The 20,753-nt window shown below is 60.6% G+C and carries 19 protein-coding genes and 1 riboswitch; of the genes, 11 read left to right on the forward strand and 8 right to left on the reverse strand.

What is annotated here, in order from left to right; translation table 11 throughout:
- The first annotated feature begins 99 nt into the window (after nt 1-99).
- Together ligB and AC1RMX_RS00855 are read left to right on the forward strand one after the other, a co-directional pair.
- A complete protein-coding gene (gene ligB / locus AC1RMX_RS00850; RefSeq protein ID WP_493070085.1) occupies nt 100-1,779 on the forward strand; it encodes an NAD-dependent DNA ligase LigB in 1,680 nt (559 codons plus the stop codon).
- 96 nt (nt 1,780-1,875) lie between these two features.
- Nucleotides 1,876-2,271 (forward strand): DUF1090 domain-containing protein, encoded by a 396-nt coding sequence (locus tag AC1RMX_RS00855; protein WP_102619720.1) that lies wholly within the window; start codon nt 1,876-1,878, stop codon nt 2,269-2,271.
- A gap of 42 nt (nt 2,272-2,313) precedes the next feature.
- On the opposite strand, the gene AC1RMX_RS00860 is transcribed toward AC1RMX_RS00855, so the two are convergent.
- Complete coding sequence (locus tag AC1RMX_RS00860) at nt 2,314-2,763, reverse strand: c-type cytochrome (protein WP_493070087.1); 450 nt, start codon at nt 2,761-2,763, stop codon at nt 2,314-2,316.
- A 128-nt stretch (nt 2,764-2,891) separates the two neighbouring features.
- Here AC1RMX_RS00860 and mltA point away from each other — a divergent pair, with 128 nt between their 5' ends.
- Nucleotides 2,892-4,064 (forward strand): murein transglycosylase A, encoded by a 1,173-nt coding sequence (gene mltA / locus AC1RMX_RS00865; RefSeq protein WP_493070089.1) that lies wholly within the window; start codon nt 2,892-2,894, stop codon nt 4,062-4,064.
- Between the two features lie 49 nt (nt 4,065-4,113).
- Here the strand turns inward: mltA and AC1RMX_RS00870 are convergent, their stop codons facing one another.
- Nucleotides 4,114-4,497: an MAPEG family protein gene (locus tag AC1RMX_RS00870; RefSeq protein ID WP_102619717.1), complete on the reverse strand. Its 384-nt coding sequence runs from the start codon at nt 4,495-4,497 to the stop codon at nt 4,114-4,116.
- 35 nt (nt 4,498-4,532) lie between these two features.
- On the reverse strand, nt 4,533-5,366 hold the full coding sequence (locus AC1RMX_RS00875; protein ID WP_493070091.1) for an EamA family transporter: 834 nt from the start codon (nt 5,364-5,366) through the stop codon (nt 4,533-4,535).
- Between the two features lie 237 nt (nt 5,367-5,603).
- On the opposite strand from AC1RMX_RS00875, the gene AC1RMX_RS00880 reads away from it, so the two are divergent.
- A complete protein-coding gene (locus AC1RMX_RS00880) occupies nt 5,604-6,869 on the forward strand; it encodes a cation:proton antiporter (protein ID WP_096817683.1) in 1,266 nt (421 codons plus the stop codon).
- On the opposite strand, the gene AC1RMX_RS00885 is transcribed toward AC1RMX_RS00880, so the two are convergent.
- On the reverse strand, nt 6,870-7,757 hold the full coding sequence (locus AC1RMX_RS00885; RefSeq protein ID WP_493070093.1) for a formate/nitrite transporter family protein: 888 nt from the start codon (nt 7,755-7,757) through the stop codon (nt 6,870-6,872).
- A 73-nt stretch (nt 7,758-7,830) separates the two neighbouring features.
- On the reverse strand, nt 7,831-8,238 hold the full coding sequence (locus AC1RMX_RS00890) for an acyl-CoA thioesterase (protein WP_007959686.1): 408 nt from the start codon (nt 8,236-8,238) through the stop codon (nt 7,831-7,833).
- A gap of 197 nt (nt 8,239-8,435) precedes the next feature.
- A riboswitch (S-adenosyl-L-homocysteine riboswitch) is annotated at nt 8,436-8,534 on the forward strand.
- 22 nt (nt 8,535-8,556) lie between these two features.
- Between AC1RMX_RS00890 and ahcY the strand changes: the two genes are divergently transcribed.
- From ahcY to rhlE2, 4 genes are all read left to right on the forward strand, one after another.
- Nucleotides 8,557-9,966 (forward strand): adenosylhomocysteinase, encoded by a 1,410-nt coding sequence (gene ahcY / locus AC1RMX_RS00895; RefSeq protein ID WP_127800358.1) that lies wholly within the window; start codon nt 8,557-8,559, stop codon nt 9,964-9,966.
- A 192-nt stretch (nt 9,967-10,158) separates the two neighbouring features.
- Nucleotides 10,159-11,004, forward strand: a complete 846-nt coding sequence (gene metF, locus AC1RMX_RS00900) for a methylenetetrahydrofolate reductase [NAD(P)H] (RefSeq protein WP_007959683.1) — start codon at nt 10,159-10,161, stop codon at nt 11,002-11,004.
- A 168-nt stretch (nt 11,005-11,172) separates the two neighbouring features.
- Nucleotides 11,173-11,985: a substrate-binding periplasmic protein gene (locus tag AC1RMX_RS00905; protein ID WP_096817664.1), complete on the forward strand. Its 813-nt coding sequence runs from the start codon at nt 11,173-11,175 to the stop codon at nt 11,983-11,985.
- 222 nt (nt 11,986-12,207) lie between these two features.
- Nucleotides 12,208-14,088, forward strand: coding sequence for an RNA helicase RhlE2 (gene rhlE2, locus AC1RMX_RS00910; protein ID WP_096817662.1), 1,881 nt, complete (start codon nt 12,208-12,210; stop codon nt 14,086-14,088).
- 69 nt (nt 14,089-14,157) lie between these two features.
- Here the strand turns inward: rhlE2 and AC1RMX_RS00915 are convergent, their stop codons facing one another.
- The gene (locus AC1RMX_RS00915; RefSeq protein ID WP_096817658.1) at nt 14,158-14,751 is read right to left on the reverse strand and encodes a YceI family protein; all 594 of its coding nucleotides are present in this window, start codon (nt 14,749-14,751) and stop codon (nt 14,158-14,160) included.
- A gap of 31 nt (nt 14,752-14,782) precedes the next feature.
- Nucleotides 14,783-15,334 carry a cytochrome b gene (locus tag AC1RMX_RS00920; protein WP_096817655.1) on the reverse strand — a complete coding sequence of 184 codons (552 nt, stop codon included), beginning with the start codon at nt 15,332-15,334 and terminating at the stop codon, nt 14,783-14,785.
- Between the two features lie 331 nt (nt 15,335-15,665).
- On the opposite strand from AC1RMX_RS00920, the gene AC1RMX_RS00925 reads away from it, so the two are divergent.
- On the forward strand, nt 15,666-16,115 hold the full coding sequence (locus AC1RMX_RS00925) for a hypothetical protein (RefSeq protein WP_493070096.1): 450 nt from the start codon (nt 15,666-15,668) through the stop codon (nt 16,113-16,115).
- Nucleotides 16,116-16,553: 438 nt separating this feature from the next.
- Here AC1RMX_RS00925 and AC1RMX_RS00930 read toward each other — a convergent pair whose 3' ends face one another.
- Nucleotides 16,554-18,344: a flavin monoamine oxidase family protein gene (locus AC1RMX_RS00930; protein ID WP_493070098.1), complete on the reverse strand. Its 1,791-nt coding sequence runs from the start codon at nt 18,342-18,344 to the stop codon at nt 16,554-16,556.
- A gap of 223 nt (nt 18,345-18,567) precedes the next feature.
- On the opposite strand from AC1RMX_RS00930, the gene AC1RMX_RS00935 reads away from it, so the two are divergent.
- Together AC1RMX_RS00935 and AC1RMX_RS00940 are read left to right on the forward strand one after the other, a co-directional pair.
- Nucleotides 18,568-19,974, forward strand: coding sequence for an adenosylmethionine--8-amino-7-oxononanoate transaminase (locus AC1RMX_RS00935; protein WP_493070100.1), 1,407 nt, complete (start codon nt 18,568-18,570; stop codon nt 19,972-19,974).
- 50 nt (nt 19,975-20,024) lie between these two features.
- Nucleotides 20,025-20,744, forward strand: coding sequence for a 16S rRNA (uracil(1498)-N(3))-methyltransferase (locus AC1RMX_RS00940; protein ID WP_493070102.1), 720 nt, complete (start codon nt 20,025-20,027; stop codon nt 20,742-20,744).
- Nucleotides 20,745-20,753: the final 9 nt, after the last annotated feature.

A 20,753-nucleotide genomic window follows, 5' to 3' on the forward strand; every position in this document is an offset into this window, starting at 1 on the left:
GCTTTTTCATGGCCGCGAAACAACCGGCAAAACAGCCGACCGACCCGCTTGAAAATCCCGGCTAGCCTTTAGGTATCTCTCTGAGCAAGGACGCTCACGATGCTTGCCACACTGCGCCTGTTTTTCTTTTTCCTGCTGTTTTCCCTCCACCTCAATGCTGTCGCTGACGATTGCCCCGCCTGGCCAGCAGGCCGGGCACAAACCGAAATCGCCGCCCTGCAACAGCAGGTCGATCAGTGGGACGACGCCTATCATCGGGAAGGCCGATCACTGATCACCGACGAACTCTACGACCAGTCCCACACCCGACTAGGCGAATGGCGTCAGTGTTTCAAACTTCCTCCACCGCCCAAGCCGTTAAGGACGGCGTCTGGGCCGGTCGCGCACCCGATCGTCCATACCGGCCTCGACAAACTTCACGACGCAGCGGACATCGAAGCCTGGCTGCGCGACCGCAAGGACGTCTGGGCACAACCCAAGATCGACGGCGTAGCCGTCACGCTGGTCTATCGCGCCGGGCGTTTGCAGCAGGCGATCAGTCGCGGCGACGGAATTCGCGGGCAGGACTGGACTGCATCGGCGCACAAGATCAACGCCATTCCCCGGCAACTGACACAACCGCGAGATCTGTCAGTGCAGGGTGAACTCTATTGGCGACTGAACGACCATATCCAGGCCCGAGCCGGCAGCGCCAACGCCCGCGCGACAGTCGCCGGCCTGATGGGACGCAAGGACTTGAGTGCCGAACAGGCAGCAGGCATCGGGCTTTTTGTCTGGGACTGGCCGCTGGGCCCAAGCAGCCTCACAGAGCGAATCACGGGACTGGCATCACTGGGCTTCGCCACGACTGAACCTTACAGCCATCCCGTTGGTGATCTTGCCGAGGCGCAAAAGTGGCGTGATCACTGGTATCGCTCACCGCTGCCCTTCGCCAGTGATGGCATCGTCTTGCGCCAAAGTCTGCGCCCTGCAGCCGAACGTTGGCAGGCGCGCTCGCCTTTCTGGGCCGTGGCCTGGAAGTACCCGTTCGCCCAGGCACTGGCCAATGTACGCAAGGTCGATTTCAAGATCGGCCGTACCGGGCGCATCACCCCCGTGCTGGAACTGGCGCCGGTCATGCTCGATGACCGCCAGATCAGACGCGTCAGCGTCAGTTCACTCAAGCGCTGGCAGGAACTGGACATTCGTCCCGGCGATCAAGTGGCGATCAGCCTGGCCGGGCTGACGATTCCGCGACTCGACAGCGTTGTGCTGCGCAGCACAGAGCGCGTCGAGCTGAACGCTCCACTCGCCAGCGACTTTCACGCGCTAAGCTGCTGGCAACCAACGCCCGGATGCGAGAGTCAGTTCCTCGCGCGCCTGACCTGGCTTGGCGGCAAGCAAGGGCTGGCACTGCCCCATGTCGGGCGCGGTACGTGGGAGAAACTTCTGGAAACAGGCCGCCTGAACAGCCTGCTGGATTGGTTGACCCTCGACGGGCCAGAGCTTGCTAAGATTGCCGGCCTCGGCGAACGCAGCAGCGCTCGCCTGTCGCACAGTTTTCACAGCGCTCGCCAACGGCCGTTCACCCAATGGCTCAAAGCCCTCGGGCTGCCGCCGACCGGCCAGGCTTCTTTGGCTGACTCATGGCAAGCGCTGGCACAACGAAATACCGAACAATGGCAGGCAGAGCCCGGAATCGGCCCCGGTCGCGCAGCGCAATTGAGCGCTTTTTTCCGCGACCCGCAGGTGCTGGTCCTGAGTGAAACCTTACGTGCCGCCGGAATCGACGGTTTCTGAACATGCATCCCGGTACGCCGGGAACCCAACGGTCGCCGAGGCGCTCCAAGAGCGCAGTGCTTTCACGACCCGATTGCCTTTGCACATGGAGCTTTTATGAAATTTCTCGCACCGCTCGCCCTGCTGACTCTTTGCGGCGTAATGGCCGCCCCCGCGATGGCTGGCGAAGACGCCCCGGGCCTGACCGGTTGTGCTGCCAAGAAGCAAGGCATCATCAATCAGATCGAACAGGCCAAATCCCGCGGCAACGCCGACCAGCAGGCCGGCCTCGAAACCGCCCTGCGCGAAGTCACCGAACACTGCACCGACGCCGGCCTGAAAAAGGAACGTGAAAACAAGGTGCTCGACGCCAAGCACGAAGTCAGCAAGCGTCAGGCTGACCTCGACAAGGCCATGAAGAAAGGCGATCCGGAGAAGATCGACAAGCGCAAGAACAAGCTCGCCGAGTCGCGCAAGGAATTGCAGGACGCGCTGGACGAGCTCGACAAGTAACAAAGCCAGGGATCACAGCCAGAGGCTGTGATCCCTTGAACATCAATGGTCGCGAAACTCTTTATGGCAGGCACTGCAGGCATCTTCAACCTTCTGCACCGCCGGCCCCAAATTGCTGGCCTTGTACGGTTGAACCTGGCTGGCGATCACCAGTTCACCGGTGGCCGCCTCAAGGGTGCGGGCCATGTCCTGGAAACGTGCCTGTCTCAGCCAGACATCGTCCTTGGCGCTGGTGTGATCTTCTTCGCGCACCTGCGGAAAGTGTTTCCACGGCTCATGGGACAGCGCATCGAGCTTGACCGCGCCTTCCGTGAATTTCGGCCCGTCGAAGGCAATGCGCCCGCGCAGCATGCCGCCCAGGTCTTCGCCGGTCTTGAGCATCTGCTTGAAGATCGCCTTGCGCTGGCCCAGCGGGGAATTCGGATCGACACCGCCGCAGGCGGACAAGGTCAGACAGGCCAGCAATACAACAGAAAGTCTTTTAAGAGTCATGGTGGCTTCAGGTCACGGAATTCGGCGGCCAGTATCCTCGCGTCACCGCCAAACACCAATAGCCCTATTAATAATACGGGTTGCTGGCGCGCATGGAGCACGCCTGCAACCGACACAGGAAATTCTCCATGAACAGCCGTTTCAAGGCCTGGCGTCACCCACTCATCGCAACCCTGCCGCTGCTGGCCATCCTCGCCGGCTGCACCGGGGGCGACAGTGCCAAGCCGAAAACCCACGCACTGGCCACTTACTCCAGCGCCACCTGGGAAGCGCTGCCCGCAGTGTCCGACAACGATCTGGTGGCCGGTTTCGGTTCGTGGCGCAGCGCCTGCACCCGGCTCAAGGCTGACCCGATCTGGGGCGCCACCTGCGCGGCGGCCGCCAATGTGCCGCAAAGCGCCGGCGACATCCGCAGCTTCCTCAAGCAGCACCTCGACGTCTTCGGGCTGCGCGCCGAGCACGACAATCCCAACGGCCTGATCACCGGTTATTACGAACCGGTCTACCCCGGCAGCCTGACGCAAACCGCAACCGCCAACGTGCCGGTGTACGGCGTGCCTGAAGACATGATCATCGTGTCCCTGGACAGCATTTACCCTGAGCTGAAAGGCAAACGTCTGCGCGGACGCCTCGAAGGTCGCGTGCTCAAGCCTTACGACGACGCCGCGACCATCGAGACCAAAGGCGTCAAGGCACCGGTGGTGGCGTGGCTGACCGATCCGATGAACCTGCAATTCCTGCAGATCCAGGGTTCGGGGCGGATTCAGACCGATGACGGCCGGCAACTGCGCATCGCCTACGCCGACCAGAACGGTCATCCGTATCGACCAATCGGCCGCTGGCTGGTGGAACAGGGTGAGCTGAAGAAAGAAGACGTGACCATGGGCGCGATCAGCAACTGGGCCAAGGCCAATCCGTCGCGTATTCCGGAATTGCTCGGCAGCAACCCGAGTTATGTGTTCTTCACCCGCAACCCGGACAGCAACGAAGGCCCGCGCGGCTCGTTGAATGTGCCGCTGACCGCCGGTTACAGCGCGGCGGTGGATCGCAAGGTGATCCCGCTGGGCAGCCTGCTGTGGCTGTCGACCACTCGCCCTGACGGCACGGCACTGGTACGCCCGGTAGCCGCGCAGGACACCGGCGGCGCGATTGCCGGCGAAGTTCGTGCAGACCTGTTTTGGGGCACCGGTGATGCCGCCGGGCAACTGGCCGGTGACATGAAGCAGCAGGGGCAGATCTGGATGCTCTGGCCAAAAGGCGCGGCGCTGCCGCAAGTGCCGCAGGTGGCCGACAAACTGTAAGCGCAACGCAAAAGATCGCAGGCCTCGTCAGCCTGCGATCTGTTCAGCGTCAGACCGAAACGAAGAAGAAACTGGCGATCAGCCCCATCCCGACAAACCACACCAGCGACCGCAGAATCGCCCAGTCCGCCAGATAGCAAATGATGTAGAGCAGACGACTGGTGATGAACAGCACCGCCAGTACATTCACCGTCACCAGTTCCGCCGTGCCCACCAGATGCGCGACGATCACCGCCGCCGCAAAGGCCGGCGTCACTTCAAAACTGTTCAGTTGCGCTGCATGGGCCCGTCGGGCCAGACCGTTCAGGCTTTCGAGAAAATCCCGAGGATCGTGATTGTCGCTGAGCCGATAACCACCGACAGCTTTGGCCACGCCCGTGCACACATAGGGCAGAAAGATCGCAATCAAAACGCACCACAGAGCCACCGTCATAACGCCGTCCTTCTTCAGTTTTTAGAGTTGGCGGGTCAGAACTTCATCACCAGCATGCCGATCAGCACCAGCCCACAGGCTAAGAGCCGTGGCCGACCGAAAGGTTCTTTCAGGTAGCGCATGCCGAACAGCACCACCAGAATCACGCTGATTTCACGCAACGCAGCCGCTTCGGCAATCGACCCCAGTTGCATCGCCCACAGCACCAGAGCGTAGCTGAACAACACGCAGAACCCGACCGCCAGTCCCAGCTTCCATTGTTCGCGCCAGAACAGCATGAACGCCGGCCGCTTGGCCACCCAAGCCAGCAGCGGGAACGGCCACGCGCTGAGCAGCGTGACCCAGACCAGGTAATCCAGTGGATGCGACCAGCGCCGCAAGGCCTGACCATCGATGTAGGTGTAGCAGCCGATGCACAACCCGATCAGCGCCACCACCGGCAACATCGACCATGGCAAGTGTTTCCCGCCGCCGCCCTGCCAGAGCAGGCAGGCCATGCCCAGCGGGATCAGCATGATCCCGAAGATCTGCTGCGTGGTCAGCACTTCGCTGGCGAAGATCAGGGTCAGCGCCAGTACCACCAGCGGCGACAGTCCACGCATTAACGGATAGACCAGCCCCAGGTCGCCGACACGATAGGCCTGGATCAACAGGTAGCGATAAAGCAGCTCGAACGCCGCCGACGCCAGAATCCACGGCCAGATTTCCTGCGGCGGCAGGCTGATGAAAGGAAATGCCAGCGCGACGAACAACAGCGCCACGGTGTCCATGCAGGCCACCACCAGCAGCCGTTCGGCGCTGAATTTGATCAGGGTATTCCACGCTGCGTGCAACAGCGCCGCCACCAACACCAGAGCTGTCGCCAGCACGTGTCACTCCTTCATTCTTGTTTTTGAACCTGAGCCATTTGATCAGGTCTTTGATTCGCGATGTGTCAGGCGCTGTTTATACGTCAAGCGCCCCCGTCGCCACCGGTTGCGCACAGACAAATCTCAAAAAATCCTGTCTGGGCGACACAATTGTGCCCCCACCCGGCATCTGCCCATCCAACCCTTGCGTCCACGAACGGGCGCGCTGTCTTTTCACCCCCATCCAAAGGACCCCGGATGCTTGAACTCGTCGCCGCTTTCATCTGCCTCACCACCCTCCTCACTTTTGTGAATTTCCGCTTCATCGGTTTGCCTCCGACCATCGGCGTGATGGTTACCGCACTGATGTTTTCCCTGTTGCTGCAAGGCCTGAGCCTGCTCGGCTACCCCGGCCTCGAAGAGCGCGTACAGCAACTGATCGGCCAGATCGACTTCGGTGATCTGCTGATGAACTGGATGCTGTCGTTCCTGCTGTTCGCCGGCGCCTTGCACGTCAACCTGAACGACCTGCGCAGCTACCGCTGGCCCATCGGCCTGCTGGCGACCTTCGGTGTACTGATCGCCACCGCCGTGATCGGCAGCCTCGCCTACTACATTTTTGCCCTGTTCGGCTGGCACGTGAGCTTCCTCTACTGCCTGTTGTTCGGCGCACTGATTTCCCCGACCGACCCGATCGCGGTGCTCGGCGTGTTGCGTACCGCCAATGCCTCGAAACCGTTGAAGACCACCATCGTCGGCGAATCCCTGTTCAACGACGGCACCGCCGTGGTGGTGTTCACCGTGCTGCTGGGCATCGCGCAACTGGGCGAAACCCCGACCGTCGGCGCCACGGCCATGCTGTTCGTCCATGAAGCCGTTGGTGGCGTGCTGTTCGGCGGGCTGATCGGTTATCTGGTGTACCTGATGATCAAGAGCATCGAGCAGCACCAGATCGAAGTCATGCTGACCCTGGCACTGGTGATCGGCGGTTCGGCGATGGCCACCGAGCTGCACGTCTCGGCGCCGATTGCGATGGTGGTCGCCGGTCTGATCATCGGCAACCTCGGTCGCAATCTGGCGATGAACGACATGACGCGCAAATACCTGGACGGTTTCTGGGAGTTGCTCGACGACATGCTCAACGCCCTGCTGTTCGCGCTGATCGGCATGGAACTGTTGCTGCTGCCGTTCAACTGGCTGCACGTGGCGGCGGCGAGCCTGCTGGCACTGGCAATTCTGCTGTCGCGCCTGCTCACCGTGGCCCCGGCCATTGTCCTGTTGCGCCGCTGGCGCACAGTGCCGCGCGGCACCATCCGGATCCTGACCTGGGGCGGTTTGCGCGGCGGTGTTTCGGTGGCGTTGGCCTTGGCCCTGCCGCTGGGCCCGGAACGCGATCTGCTGCTGAGCATCACCTACATCGTGGTGCTGTCGTCGATTCTGTTGCAGGGCCTGACCATCGGCAAACTGGTCAAGCACGCGACTCGCGACGAGCCGGTAACGGCTGCCGAGCCCGCTCACCACTGATCATTTCTTGATCGGCTGCGGATCGGGCTTTTCGGCCTGGTCCGCAGACTCCTTCGGTTTTCCACTTTCGCTGCGGATCTGCGCATGGCTGATCAGGGCGAAGATGAAACTGCCGCCGATGATATTCCCCGCCAATGTCGGTCCGGCAAATACCGCCCAGAAATCACTCCACGGCAACTCGCCGGCAAACACCAGATACGACACTTCCGCCGAACCGACCACGATGTGGGTGAAGTCGCCCAGCGCCATCAGGTAGGTGATGAGGATGATGATCCACATCTTCGCGCTCTCCATGGACGGGATCATCCAGACCATGGTGGCGATCATCCAGCCGGAAACAATGCCCTTGGCGAACATCTGGCTGGCGTGGTTTTCCATGACCTTGCGGCCGATTTCGAGGAAGGCTGCGTCGGTCTTGCTGTCGAAGATCGGCAGTTCGAGCATCACGTACGCCACCAGAATCGTGCCGCACAGATTGCCGAACAGTACGACTGTCCAGAGTCGGATCAGTCGGCCGAAGTTTCGGATCGTCGGTTTGGTCATGACCGGCAGCACAGCGGTCAGGGTGTTTTCGGTGAACAGTTGCTGGCGAGCCAGGATCACCGCCAGAAAACCTGCGCAGTAGCCGAAGCTGGCGATCACCTTGAATTCGTCACCCTCGGGCAACCGGGAATTGAGCAGGCCCATGCCCATCAGCGACAGGCCCATGGTCAGCCCCGCCGCCAGCGCCGACCACCACAGCGCGGCAATGCTGCGCTCCAGTTCCTGGTCGCCCTGTGTACGGATGATTTCATGCAGGACCGCCGCCCGGGGCGGCTGGTTTTTCTCGACTTCGTGCTGTTCCTTGGCCGAGAGGTCGGGGGTCTTGCCGTCTGTTGGCGTGGTCATGGCGGGAAACCGGTGGCGGGGTCATAAAACTACGACACGCGCCATTCGGCTTCCGTTCTACAGAACGCGCCGATTACTCGGTAACAGGCGTTTCATCCTTGAACTGGTCTTTGACGTATTTGATTTCGGTCCGCCCGTGCGGAGCTGGCAGGCCGTCTTCACCGAGGTTGACGAAGACCATCTTCTCGACCGTCAGGATGCTCTTGCGGGTGATCTTGTTGCGCACTTCACAGGTCAGGGTGATCGAGGTGCGGCCGAACTCGGTGGCGGTGATGCCCAGCTCGATGATGTCGCCCTGGCGCGAGGCGCTGACGAAGTTGATCTCGGAAATGTACTTGGTCACCACACGCTGGTTGCCCAGTTGAACGATGGCGTAGATCGCGGCTTCTTCGTCGATCCAGCGCAGCAGGCTGCCGCCGAACAGGGTGCCGTTGGGGTTGAGGTCTTCGGGTTTTACCCATTTGCGGGTGTGGAAATTCATGTTCACTCCTGAGCGTTTGCCGAAAGATGGGCGCCATCTTGGCAGACTGATCGGTCATGCTCCATGAGGCTTCTACTATGGTCGCGATTGGCGATCTTCATTTGGCCGACAGAAACCCTTTGGAAGATCAGTCTAGACGGCTATAATCGCCCCCGTTTCAAAACGGTAACGTTCACTTGATACCGTTTTCCCGCCACCTGTCCGAGGGGCGCTGCAGCAGGTTCAACCTGTCAGGCTCGGATGGGGCGTTGACTGGCTCAGGCCGGACACTAAACGCACAACGGCGCCCATTCGCATACATTACGAATGGAGGCTCTCATGAGCGCTGTTATCACGCCTGCAGATTTTAACGATTACAAAGTTGCCGACATGTCCCTGGCTGCCTGGGGCCGTCGCGAAACCATCATCGCCGAGTCGGAAATGCCGGCCCTGATGGGTCTGCGCCGCAAGTACGCTTCCGAGCAGCCGCTCAAGGGCGCAAAAATCCTCGGCTGCATCCACATGACCATTCAGACCGCCGTGCTGATCGAAACCCTGGTTGCCCTGGGTGCCGAAGTGCGCTGGTCGTCCTGCAACATCTTCTCGACTCAGGATCAGGCCGCTGCTTCCATCGCCGCTGCCGGCATCCCGGTTTTCGCCTGGAAAGGCGAGACTGAAGAAGAGTACGAGTGGTGCCTGGAGCAGACCATCCTGAAAGATGGCCAGCCATGGGACGCCAACATGATCCTCGACGACGGCGGCGACCTGACTCAGCTGCTGCACGACAAGTACCCACAGGTTCTGGACCGCGTTCACGGCGTGACCGAAGAAACCACCACCGGCGTACACCGTCTGCTGGACATGCTGGCCAAGGGCGAACTGCGCATCCCGGCCATCAACGTCAACGACTCGGTGACCAAGTCCAAGAACGACAACAAGTACGGCTGCCGTCACAGCCTGAACGACGCCATCAAGCGTGGTACTGACCACCTGCTGTCCGGCAAGCAAGCGCTGGTCATCGGCTACGGTGACGTGGGCAAGGGCTCGGCCCAGTCCCTGCGTCAGGAAGGCATGATCGTCAAAGTATCCGAAGTCGACCCGATCTGCGCCATGCAAGCCTGCATGGACGGTTTCGAACTGGTTTCGCCGTTCATCGACGGTATCAACGACGGCACCGAAGCCAGCATCGACAAAGCGCTGCTGGGCAAGATCGACCTGATCGTGACCACCACCGGTAACGTCAACGTTTGCGACGCAAACATGCTCAAAGCCCTGAAGAAGCGCGCCGTTGTCTGCAACATCGGTCACTTCGACAACGAAATCGACACCGCTTTCATGCGCAAGAACTGGGCATGGGAAGAAGTGAAGCCACAGGTACACAAGATCCACCGTACCGGCCCGGGCGCTTTCGACGCTCAGAACGACGACTACCTGATCCTGCTGGCCGAAGGCCGTCTGGTGAACCTGGGCAACGCCACCGGTCACCCGAGCCGCATCATGGACGGTTCGTTCGCCAACCAGGTTCTGGCCCAGATCTTCCTGTTCGGCCAGAAGTACGCCGACCTGTCGCCAGCCCAGAAAGCCGAGCGCCTGACCGTTGAAGTACTGCCGAAGAAACTCGACGAAGAAGTGGCCCTGGAAATGGTTCGCGGCTTCGGCGGCGTGGTCACCCAACTGACCAAGCAACAGGCTGACTACATCGGCGTGACCGTCGAAGGCCCGTTCAAGCCGCACGCTTACCGCTACTAAGTAAGAGCAGCTGGAGCTTCAAGCTTCAAGCGGCAAGCAAGGCCACAAGCCGAGCTTGCCGCGCGAAGCCCGAAAGCTCTGCCCCTATTTGTCAAAACAGTGTCAGGCCGCAAGCTTCAGGCACAAGAGACCAGCGCACCTCCGCTGCTCTTGCAGCTTGAAGCTTGCAGCTTGTAGCTGGAGGTCCCCTCCATGTCCCAAGACCGTCGCTACAGCTTCGAGTTCTTCCCGACCAAGACCGATGCTGGGCATGAAAAACTGCTCGCCACTGCCCGTCAGCTGGCCACCTACAACCCTGACTTCTTTTCCTGCACCTACGGCGCGGGCGGCTCGACCCGTGACCGCACGCTGAACACCGTGTTGCAGCTGGAAAGCGAAGTCAAAATCCCCGCCGCCCCGCACCTGTCGTGCGTCGGCGACAGCAAGGACGACCTGCGCGGCCTGCTGAACGAGTACAAGGCTGCTGGCATCAAGCGCATCGTCGCCCTGCGCGGTGACCTGCCGTCCGGCATGGGCATGACCAGCGGCGAGCTGCGTCACGCCAATGAACTGGTTGAATTCATTCGTGAAGAAACCGGCAATCATTTCCACATCGAAGTTGCCGCTTACCCGGAGATGCATCCGCAAGCGCGCAATTACGAAGACGATCTCGCCAATTTCGTGCGCAAGGCCCGTGCCGGCGCCGACAGCGCGATCACCCAGTACTTCTTCAACGCCGACAGCTACTTCTACTTCGTCGATCGTTTGCAGGCGCTGGGCGTAGACATTCCAGTCGTACCGGGGATCATGCCGATCACCAACTACAGCAAGCTCGCGCGTTTCTCCGATGCCTGCGGTGCGGAAATCCCGCGCTGGATCCGCAAGCAACTGGAAGCCTATGGCGATGACAGCCAAAGCATTCAGCGCTTCGGCGAACAGGTCGTCACCGAAATGTGCGAACGCCTGCTGCAGGGCGGCGCACCTGGTCTGCACTTCTATTCCATGAACCAGGCCGAACCTAGCCTGGCGATCTGGAACAACCTGAAGTTGCCACGCTGAGACCGCTGTACGCCGCAAGCTGAACGCTTCATGCCACAACAAAAGATCGCAACTTTCGACAGCTTTTATAGCGCTGTCGCAACTGCGATCTTTTGCTTTTAAGGCCCGAAACAGAGCTTCTGCTGCCAGTTTCTGGCTCTTTGGCGTTTCTCGTCGTAATCTCAAGTCATGCCTTTGATCACGCAGTTATTCGCCGTGCTGGTTTTTGCTTGCCTGAGCTTTGCAGCTCGGGGCGAGAAGCTGCGTATCGTCACCGAACCGTGGGCCCCGTACGTTTACGAAGAGAACGGCAAGAACCTCGGGCTGGACTACGAAACCACCGCCATCGTGTTCAAACGCCTGGGCATCGAAGTCGAATGGCAGTTCCTGCCGTGGAAACGCTGCCTGTCGATGCTCGAAACCGGCCAGGCCGACGGCGCACTGGACATTTTTCACAGCGCCGAACGCGACGCCACCCTGCTCTACCCGAGCGAACCGCTGTCGGACGTCGAATTCGTGATGTTCTACGCCAACGAACGACCGCATCCCTTTCGCAGCCTTGAAGACCTCAAGGGCCTGACCATCGGCACCTCGCCGGGTTATCTGTACAGCCCGGACTTCAGCGAGTCGACCCTGTTCACCCGGGAACCGGCCCCGACCCACGAAGCCAACTTCGGCAAACTGGTGCGCGGGCGGATCGACCTGCTGATCACCGACCGACGCGTGGGCCAACACTTGCTCGATGAACTGAATATCCGCAACCAGATCACTGAAAACCCCACGGTCATCAGCCGTCAGAGCCAGTTCCTGGCCGTTCGGCGCAACGCAGGGATGGATTTGCTGGTGCAGCGCTTCGGCGCCGAACTCAAGCGTTTCAAGCGTGAACCGGCCTATGCCGAGCTCAGCGCACGCTACGGCGCGACCCCGGCCATGACAGCGCCACTGGGCAGCGCCACCGCCAGCGGCAAAACCGTTGAGCAGCAGGAAAGCGGCGCGCAGTGATTGCTCTGTTATACTCCGGCGTTCCCGCCAGGCTCACGCCCGGACGCCCGGAACCGTAACAGGCCTCCCGACCCGCTACAGCGCAGCTTTTCAGCCCGCGCGAGCGCTCCGGACGTGCCTTCGGAACCGCAGCAGGACCGGACGGGATTGCGTCCTCTTAAACGCCATTCGCGCCAGGCAAGACTCCCATTGGGCCAAGCCCTAACTAAAACAGGATTACTCATGTCCTTTGCTTCCCTCGGTCTCTCCGAGGCTTTGGTCCGCGCTATCGAAGACGCGGGCTATACCGAGCCTACTCCGGTGCAACAGCGGGCCATTCCCGCCGTGTTGCAAGGTCGCGACCTGATGGTTGCGGCACAGACAGGTACCGGTAAAACCGGCGGCTTCGCCCTTCCGATCCTGGAGCGGCTGTTCCCTAACGGTCACCCGGACAAATCCCAGCGTCACGGCCCGCGCCAACCGCGCGTCCTGGTGCTGACCCCGACCCGCGAACTCGCGGCCCAGGTTCACGACAGCTTCAAGATCTACGCCCGTGACCTGAAATTCGTCAGCGCCTGCATCTTCGGCGGCGTCGGCATGAACCCGCAGGTTCAGGCCATGTCCCGTGGTGTGGACGTACTGGTTGCCTGCCCAGGTCGTCTGCTCGACCTGTGCGGCCAGGGCAGCGTCGATCTGTCCCACGTTGAAATCCTCGTGCTGGACGAAGCCGACCGCATGCTCGACATGGGCTTCGTCCATGACGTGAAGAAAGTCCTCGCGCGTCTGCCGGCCAAGCGCCAGAACCTGCTGTTCTCGGCGACCTTCTCCAAAGACATCACTGATCTCGCCGGCAAGCTGCTGCACAACCCGGAACGCATCGAAGTGACGCCGCCGAACACCACGGTCGAGCGCATCGAACAACGCGTATTCCGTCTGCCAGCCAGCCACAAGCGTGCGCTGCTGGCTCACCTGATCACCGCTGGCGCCTGGGAACAGGTGCTGGTGTTCACCCGTACCAAGCACGGCGCCAACCGTCTGGCCGAGTACCTGGACAAACACGGCCTGCCGGCTGTGGCGATCCACGGTAACAAGAGCCAGAACGCCCGCACCAAAGCCCTGGCCGACTTCAAGGCCGGCGAAGTGCGCATCCTGGTAGCGACCGATATCGCCGCCCGTGGCCTGGACATCGACCAGTTGCCGCACGTGGTCAACTTCGAACTGCCGAACGTCGATGAAGACTACGTGCACCGCATCGGCCGTACCGGCCGTGCCGGTCGTTCGGGCGAGGCGATCTCGCTGGTTGCGCCGGACGAAGAAAAACTGCTGAAAAGCATCGAACGCATGACCAAGCAGAAAATCGCCGACGGCGACCTGATGGGCTTCGATGCCAGCACCATCGAGGCCGAGAAGCCTGAAGTGCGCGAGCGTCCGGACATGCGCAACCCGCGCAATGCCCGTGGCCCACGCGGCGACGGCCCGAATGGCGGCGGTGGTGGTGGCGGTCGTAAAGACAAAGGCAAAGACAAGGGCAAGGAAAAACCTGCCGGCGAACGCGGTGAGCGTGGCGAGCGTCCAGCCCGTCAACAGAAGCCGCGCGAAGGCACCCCGGCCCGCGAACAGCGTCAGCCGAGCCAACCGCCACGCGCCGCTGCTGACCGTGCTCCGGACGAATTCCTCGACGACGATGTGGATAACTTCGGTAACCGCGTTGACTACGTGCCGAAGCAGGCTCCGGCCGGCGGCCGTGGTCGTCGTCCAGGCGCTCCGGCGCAAGGCGCAGGTTCGGGCGCGCCGCGCACCGGTGGCCAGCCACAAGGTCGCCAGAACGGTCCGCGCAACAGCAACGGTTCGAGCACCGGCACCCCACCGGCCAAACGCAGCGGCCCGCGTAACGGTGCGCCGCGTGACGGCCAGGGTCGTCGCGACGAAAACCCGCGCAACCGCCGCCCGGCCCGTGACGATCAGCAACGTGCCGAGCCGGCCGTGCAGAACCCGCGCAGCAGCGGCCCGAAGATCATGCACAAGGAATCGAAAGCCGACCGCTTCCCGACTCCGGAACAGCTCGATCAACTGCCAAGCCGTCCACGCGGTGAAAAACCGGCCTTGCTGACTCGCAATCGCTGAGTTTCAACAAGGCAATAAAAAACGCCCCCGGTCGCAAGACCGGGGGCGTTTTTGTATGTCTGGCGAAAATTACTTCGCTTTGACACCTTCGAACGAGATGTACAGGTCGACGTTGTCGGACTGTGGACCCAGATCCATCATCTTGCCGAAATCAGAGCGCTTGATGCTGGTGGTACCTTCAAAGCCGGCACGGTAGCCGCCCCATGGATCCTTGCCTTCACCCAGGAACGTGGCCTTGACCACGATCGGCTTGGTCACGCCGTGCAGGGTCAGGTCGCCGGTCACGTCAGCAGTGTCTTTGCCTGCGGCGTTCTTGCCGGTGGATTTGACGCTGGTGGAGACGAACTTGGCGTCAGCAAATTTGCCCACGTCCAGGAAGTCTTTGCTGGCGATGTGCTTGTCGCGCTCGGCGTGGTTGGTGAACACGCTGGCGGTCTTCACGTCGAACTCGATCTTGCTGTCTTCAGGCTTGGCAGCATCGAAGCTGAACTTGCCGCTGATGTCCTTGAAGGTACCGGTGATGAAACTGTAGCCCAGGTGGCTGATCTTGAAGTCGACGAAGGCGTGCTGACCTTCTTTGTCGACGGTGTAGTCAGCGGCCATTACGTTGGCGGACAGCACGGCAGAACCGATTGCCAGAGCGGCCAGAGTCTTTTTCAACATGCTTTCTTTTCCTTTGAGTCGAGGTTGAACGTCAGGCTTTGCGACCGAGCATTCGGGTAAGGGTCGCATCACGATCGATAAAGTGGTGCTTCAATGCTGCCAACGCATGAAGGCCGGAAAAAATTACCAGCGCCCACGCCAGGTACAGATGAATCACCCCAGCGGTATCTGCCTGGTCCGGTAGTCCGGAAACCAGTGCAGGAACTTCAAACAGGCCAAACACCGGGATCCCGACACCGTCTGCGGTGGAAATCAGGTAACCGGCAAGCATCACGGCGAACAGCGCAAGGTAGAGGAACCCATGGCCGAACTTGGCGCCGATGCGGGTCATGCGGCTGTAGCTCTGCAGCGTTGGCGGCGGAGGGCTGACAAAACGCCACAGCACCCGCAACACCATCACAGCCAGCAGCACCAGACCGATGCTCTTGTGCAGATCCGGCGCGTCTTTGCGCCAGGTGCTGTAGTAATCCAGCCCCACCATCCACAGACCGAGCGCAAACAGCCCGAAGACCGCCAGCGCCACACCCCAGTGCATGAAGATGCTGACCCAACCGTAGCGCGAAGAAGAGTTACGTAGCTGCATTGCCCAAATCCTGTGAGAACTGCGAACCAAGACTAGCGAGTTATCTATCGAATTAAAGCGGAAAATTTCGCTTTGAAATATCGAGAAATACGATCAAGAGTCTGAAAGTCGTGGGTTAAGGAAGGATTAAAGACGATTTTGTGTCGTGATGTCAGGCGCAGGTTGCGCAAATCCTGTCAGGAGCATAGGGGGTTTCTTCAGCAGGAAGACGCTCTCCTTGAGGGATCGATTACAAGGAAAAAAATGTTTCAGCCAAGCAATATGTATAGCCAATTGTGTATTTCAACTTGATTGAATGAGTGTTCAACATCTCACATAAAAGGTGAAACACATGGCTATTCGTTACACCCCATTCCAAGCAAGTGGCTCATCAGTATTGCCGCCGAACCAAACGATGTCAGCGGGGCAATTCCTGATATCCGAGAACGGGCGATTCCGACTGATATTGCAGGCAGATGGGAATTTGATAATTCAGGATGGAGAGGCTGTAGTCTGGATTGCAGATGCACATCAACCCCACAGTTTGACCTTGCATCAGAAAAGAATGCATCAGCCCCTACAGTTTGTAATCAGTAATAACGGTTTCCTTTATGACGCTTCCAGAAAGCGAATATGGATTGCTGAAAGTACCCACAGCACTAACAAATCACTTTGGTACAACACCTGCCTGGTGATACAGAACGATGGGAATCTGGTGATATACGACCAGCGCACAGGAAGCCTGCGCTGGGCGCGCTTTGGCTTCATCCCCGGCCGTATCCAGAAGCCAAAACCAAGGTAGCTGAGAAAGCTGCCGGACGGGATAGACGTTTATGAGTGGACGTTTTCCTGAGAGGTGTCTCTAATCACAGCCAAATTCCCGACTTCAAGAGCTTTTGAACAACGGCGGCGGATCGAGACAATCAGGCTTATAGGGATCTATCCGACACTTATGGGCCAACTCGGAATCATGACCTTTAAGTACCAATCGACCATCCACACAGCCGGACAGTGCGACCAACATAACAATCAGAACTACTGCTTGCATATCGCCCTCCAAATTTATTGAAGAACATAGAATCAAGCTGAGGCGCCCTCAATCGCTTCTTTCCTGTATTTCTGTGGGAAGCATCCGATACATCGCCGATGCATGTAGGACTGTGATGCTCTGTAAAAAACCTGCCCAAGATTCAGATATAAAAAACGCGGCCCTTGAGCCGCGTTTTTTTATGCCTGACGGTTACTGCGCCTTGGTATCGGTCGCTGCCGCCGGAGCCGGTTTGGCGGCTGGCTTCTTCGCCGGCTCAGCCTTTTTCGCTGCAGGTTTGGCCGGGGCTTTTTTCGCCTCGGCCTTCGCCGCAGGTTTCTTCGCTGCTGGCTTGGCTGCCGCTTTCTTGGCCGGCTCGGCTTTCGCCGGGGCTGCTGGCTTCGGTGCTTCCACCGGAGCTGGCGCAGGAGCCGGGGTCGGTGCAGGCGCTGGAGCGGCTGGAGCAGGTGCCGGCTCTGGCGCTTTCACTGGCTCCGGTTTCTTGTCGTCGTCCGAACCGCCGAACAGGTTGGTGAAGAAGTTGCCTTTCTTCGCCGCCGTGGCCGCACCCGCTGCGCCTGCCGCCGCTGCTGCGGTGGCCGCTGCCGGGCCGACCTTGATCGGTTCGAAGGATTTGCCCGCCGCCAGGTCTTCAACCTGACTGGCCGCACGCTGACCGGTGCGCAGTGCGCCTTCCAGGGTGCCCGGGTACAAGGTGTCGGTGTGTTCGCCGGCAAACGCTACGCGTTGCAGCGGACGTTCCCACAGGCGCCAGAATTTGCTGATCTGGCCTGGACCGAAGGCCAGGTAGGAGCCGCCAGTCGACGGGTCGGTGCTGTAGCGACGGATTTCATAACCGGTGAACGAGCCACGGGCCTGTGGATAAAACGTGTGCAGACGGATCAGCACCTGATCGACCATCTGCTTGTCGCCGAAGGCCTGCATCACACGGGCGTTGTCGCCGGACAGGTTGATCACCACGTTCGCGCCGCCCTTCAGGGCCGGCTCGATCCACAACATGCCCAGACCGGTGTTGCTGTAGATCTCGCCGGACATCCGCGCCTTGCTTTCCCACACTGGCGTCTTGAATTTCAGCATGATCTGGTCGCGCCAGCCGTAGTTGGTGCCCTTGATCGCAGCCAGGTGCTGGGCGTCCAGCGCCGGGGTCAGCTGGATCTTGTTAAGCGCGCGCAGTGGCACGGCCAATACGACGTAATCCGCCGAATAGCCAACGCTGCCGACCTTGACGGTCACGCCGTCCTTGTCCTGGGTGATGGCGGACACCGGCGAATCGGTCTTGATGGTTTTCAGCTGCTTGACGAAGGCCTGGGCCAGCACCGGGCTGCCACCGACCAGACGCGAAGCGCGCAGGTCACGGTCGGACACGCCGCGATAAACCCGGCTCTGCTGCGCGAAATACAGCAGCGACAGGCGCGAAGGTTCGTCGTAGTGGGTGCGGATATCCTGGTTGATCAGCTGACGCGCGGTGGCTGGCAGGTTCTGCTTGTCGAGCCAGCTCGACACGTTGATCTGGTCCAGGGCGTGCAGGGTGTTGGTCGCGGCCGGGTTCTGCGGATCGTCAATCGAACGCGCCAGATCGTCGCGGGTCTTCTCGTAGGCCTTCAGCGCCTGGGCGGTGGCCGGTTGCTTGGTGGCCAGGTCGGCGGCGGAGAAATACTCGCCGTCGATCAGGTAACCCGGGGTCCGCACGAATTCAGGGGCCGGCGTGGTGCTCAGCTTGAAGGTCGACACGTATTTGTTAAGCACCGGCTGAGCCTTGTCGTTGCCGATCCACTCGCTGGTGGCCATGCCCGAGCGACCGCCCAGGCTCGGCTTGGCTTCCAGCAGCGTCACCTGCCAGCCCTTGTTCTGCAGTTCGTAAGCCGCAGTCAGGCCCGACAGGCCGCCGCCGATCACGATCGCGGTTTTATCCTTGGCCAGCGCCGTAACGCTAAACAGCCCCAACACCACAAGCGCACAGGCGCGCAGCCAACCGACAGACATTCAGCGAACTCCGGAAAAACACGTAGGAAAAAGCAGTTTTGCGGGTCAGACGACCCAAAGAACCGCGAAGAATACGTCAGCCATCAAAACGCCGCCAGCAACGTCTATCGGCCCATACAAAGTAGCTCAATCGACACAATGGGTTGTCCCGACGCGACGCATTGCATAGGCTTGCGCGATTGTTTGCCCGCGCCTGACGCGAGCCGCCTCGAGGAGACTGAACATGGGCCTGAACAACCAGTGGATGCAACGCGATCTCGCGGTGTTGTGGCATCCCTGCACCCAGATGAAAGACCACGAACAGCTGCCGCTGATCCCGATCAAGCGCGGTGAAGGCGTCTGGCTGGAAGATTTCGAAGGCAAGCGCTATCTGGATGCCGTCAGTTCCTGGTGGGTCAACGTGTTCGGTCACGCCAACCCGCGCATCAACCAGCGCATCAAGGATCAGGTCGATCAGCTGGAACACGTGATTCTGGCCGGTTTCAGCCATCAGCCGGTGATCGAGCTGTCCGAGCGCCTGGTGAAAATGACGCCAGAGGGCCTGAACCGGGTGTTCTACGCCGATAACGGCTCGTCCTGCATCGAAGTCGCACTGAAAATGAGCTTTCACTACTGGCTCAACCGCGGCCAGTCGAACAAGAAGCGCTTCGTCACCCTGACCAACAGCTACCACGGCGAAACCATGGCGGCGATGGCGGTCGGCGACGTGCCGCTGTTCACCGAAACCTACAAAGCGCTGCTGATGGACACCATCAAGGTGCCGAGCCCCGATTGCTACCTGCGCCCCCAGGGCATGAGCTGGGAAGAGCATTCGCGCAACATGTTCGCGGCCATGGAACAGACCCTGGCGGAAAATCATGACAGCGTCGCTGCGGTGATCGTCGAGCCGCTGATCCAGGGCGCCGGCGGCATGCGCATGTATCACCCGGTCTATCTCAAGCTGCTGCGCGAGGCCTGCGACCGTTACGGTGTGCACCTGATCCACGATGAAATCGCTGTCGGTTTCGGCCGTACCGGAACGATGTTCGCCTGCGAACAGGCCGGCATCCGCCCGGACTTCCTGTGCCTGTCGAAAGCCCTGACCGGCGGTTATCTGCCATTGGCGGCGTGCCTGACCACCAACGAGGTGTACAGCGCGTTCTACGACGATTACCCGAGCCTGCGCGCCTTCCTGCATTCGCACAGCTACACCGGCAACCCGCTGGCCTGTGCGGCGGCGCTGGCGACGCTGGATATCTTTGAACAGGACAACGTGATCGAGAACAATCGGGCGCTGGCTCAACGGATGGCGTCGTCCACGGCGCATCTGGTGGATCACCCGAACGTTTCCGAAGTCCGCCAGACCGGCATGGTGCTGGCCATCGAGATGGTCAAGGACAAGGCCACGAAAGAAGCCTATCCGTGGCAGGAACGTCGCGGCCTGAAGGTGTTCCAGCATGCGCTGGAGCGTGGCGCGTTGCTGCGTCCGCTGGGCAGCGTGGTGTATTTCCTGCCGCCGTACGTGATCACCCCGGAGCAGATCGACTTCCTCGCCGAAGTCGCCAGCGAAGGCATCGACATCGCCACCCGTGACAGTGTCAGCGTGGCGGTGCCGAAGGATTTCCATCCCGGTTTCCGCGATCCGGGCTAAGCGTCACTCGCCACAACAGCGATCCTGATCCAATTTTCTAGAGAACCACCATGAGACTGTCCCGCTTCTTTATCGACGCCCCGCTCAGCATTGGCGACCACGAACTGCCGGAAGCCCAGGCGCATTACATCAGCCGCGTGCTGCGCATGGCCGAGGGCGATGCGGTGCAGATGTTCGACGGTTCCGGCCACGAGTTTCGCGGTGCACTGCTGGAAGTCGGCAAGAAGCGCGTGACGGTCAGGATCGACGAGCAGTTCGCCGGCCAGGTCGAGTCGCCGTTGCAAATCCACCTCGGCCAGGGCCTGTCCCGAGGCGAGCGGATGGACTGGGCGATCCAGAAAGCCACCGAACTGGGCGTCAACGAAATCACCCCGATTTTCAGCGAACGCTGCGAAGTCCGCCTCAAGGATGAACGCGCCGACAAACGCCTGCTGCACTGGCGTCAGGTAGCGATCAGCGCTTGCGAGCAATGCGGTCGTTCGCGGGTGCCGGTGATTCATCCGCCGGTGTTGCTGGCCGACTGGTTGAAACAGACCGAAGCCGAACTGAAACTGGTTCTGCACCCGGTGGCCGAACCCTTGGTCAGCCACGCCAAGCCATCGACCCTGGCGTTCCTGATCGGCCCTGAAGGCGGCTTGTCCGACGCCGAAGTCGAGCAGGCCAAAGGCAACGGCTTCCACGCCGCCCGCCTCGGCCCGCGCGTGCTGCGCACCGAGACCGCGCCGGTTGTGGCGCTGGCGGTGGCGCAGCAACTGTGGGGTGATTTCTAAACCTGTGGG

The sequence above is a fragment of the Pseudomonas sp. GW822-FHT03F04 genome (assembly GCF_058801405.1).